Source organism: Bartonella sp. AD328YNZD, assembly GCF_042196425.1.
Genome location: NZ_JBHIQG010000385.1, coordinates 1 through 2158, shown reverse-complemented (window position 1 = coordinate 2158; position 2158 = coordinate 1). Strand labels below are relative to the sequence as shown.

Sequence of the window (2158 nt, the reverse complement as noted above, 5' to 3'; positions counted from 1 at the left end):
CTAACCATCCATGAAATGGAATATAATTGGAGCAGTATCATAGAAGCCCCTACACCTATATTGGTTAATGCTTTTTCAGCTCTTATTCCCTTTACACCCGCAGAAAAACAAGCTCTCCTTGAAGCTCCAGATATCAGAAGTCGCGCCCAAACTCTTCTTGCATTAACAGAACGCTCACTCATGAAGCAAACAGGAACAGATTACCGTTTAAACTAATGGACGTCCAAACATGAAAAAAATGACCACAGATTCCAAAATGCTTGAATTGCTCGTCTGCCCAATGACAAAAGGCACGCTCTCTTTCAACCCAAAAACACAAGAGCTCGTTTCTTACAAAGCCAAACTTGCCTATCCTATTCGTGATGGCGTTCCCATTATGCTTGCTTCAGAAGCACGCCCTTTGCAAAATAATGAAGAAATAACGCGTAAAAAATAAAAAATTTCCAAGCAATTTCCCTCTACAAGCCCACTGTTATCAAGCCTCTATCCCTATGATATCTCAAGTATTGACGAATTCTGAAAAAAAGCGTTTTACAATATAGTAATACACCGATTTAAAAGATATTTATATCGCTTTACACCTTGTAATAAAAGCCCAAAATATCATCAGATTCTCTCACATTCCAGCTTGTTCATACTGTGGAGCAATCAAAACCATTTGCTTGCCCAACACAAGCATCTGAATAAAAGAAATGGAAAAAAGGAATAAAAATGCTTCTTATGAACCCTTTAAATACAAAGGTCATAATAACATTTTGAATCAACTCAAGTGAATGAAGTTTATTAAATATAAAGGTAATTATATTTCATGGACTTTACGTTATACCATTCACGAATACCATCGTGAAATAGATATGGGGAGAATTCATAAATGTTTTTTTAACAAGCACATAAATTAGCAAAACAAGTATATTCCGTTTGGAGCTTCTATTTTTTACATAAAGGATGTTATCCTATTCAAAAAACAAGAAAAACAAAAACCCGAGGCAGTGCATCATCTTCATTTTCATTATTTAAGAGATATTACTTTGGACACTTTTGAAAGTAGCAAAGTCGAATTTAAAAGATATGAGTACGCTAGACGGATTTCCTCCTTTATAACCTCATATTTTCCCATAATGAGTATGTAGATCGGTTTTAGAAATTACCCAAACAAGAGATACGCAATACACTCGCTCTCATTTGATAACAAAGGTAGAAACAGCTAATAGAGCTCTTATCCGTCTCAATCTTAGTCTCAAACATGCTCCTGCGTTAGAATTGGATGTTGATTTACAAATAACAACACATGAGAAGAATAACGCCATAAAGTCACGAATAGACCGAAAATGGAATGGAGAAATGCCTCAACTTTTATCCAATCCTTCTATCAAAAAAAACAATGATACCATTGTCTTTGCGTTTGCTTATCCTTACAGGACTGGCTTCCCTTTGCTTTATATATATGCGTTTATTTGTGAAAGATAAATGAAGATATATAGACAGTTCTTAGCTTGAGAATATGCAAGAGCTACCGTGATACGACAACAAAGTTGTGCCTTTATCATCAAAAGCATTAGAAATTATGAAACAAGGTCGCCTGCTTTCTCATAATGATTTCTTTTGTCTGTAATCAATCGCGGCCTCCTTAATGTTAATTCCCTATCACAACATATGAGAGAAACGAGACTTAAAGCCTTTCTCATCGGCTTCATTCTCGTTTACGCGATTGGTTAACACGAAAGCCGCTGCTGACCATTGATCTACTTTACGAGACTCGACAAACTAAAACCTGCTTAAAAATTTTCATCATACGACGAATAAAAAATACTACATGCGTAAAGTTTTACTTGAGCCAAATATCATTATAAAAGGTGATATAGTATAAACGGCATAATAAGACAAATCAGAAAAAAGAAGCAATAAACTTTAAAATAAAAAAACATCAATTTTAAAAACAGCATTTCTCTCTTTTCACAATTTATTATCATTGCCCAATACTCTTGGTACTTATTCATTTACTACATCTTACATCATGGATTTTAACGGATCAGAAAGAAACATGCCGTAAACTTTTGGATGATAATAAAAGCCCTCAAATGAACTTTGAAAAAAATGATGCCAAAATCAGATCTTCAGATATTCGATTCTCCCTCTCAACAACGGAAAAAACATATAT

At 34.4% G+C, this 2158-nt stretch carries 1 protein-coding gene and 1 pseudogene; both read left to right on the top strand.

Features of this window, described 5'->3' with window-relative positions; genetic code table 11:
- Positions 1 to 216, top strand: a pseudogene (locus ACFIO3_RS12035) (ATP-dependent protease); the annotation flags it as partial.
- Between the two features lie 13 nt (positions 217 to 229).
- Entirely contained in the window at positions 230 to 436 is a 207-nt protein-coding gene (locus ACFIO3_RS12030; protein WP_375608099.1) for a Trm112 family protein, read from the top strand.
- Positions 437 to 2158: the final 1722 nt, after the last annotated feature.

Bases quoted from the DNA above. Each gene is read 5' to 3' on its own strand.
- ACFIO3_RS12030 (WP_375608099.1), top strand. From the start codon at position 230: ATGAAAAAAATGACCACAGATTCCAAAATGCTTGAATTGCTCGTCTGC.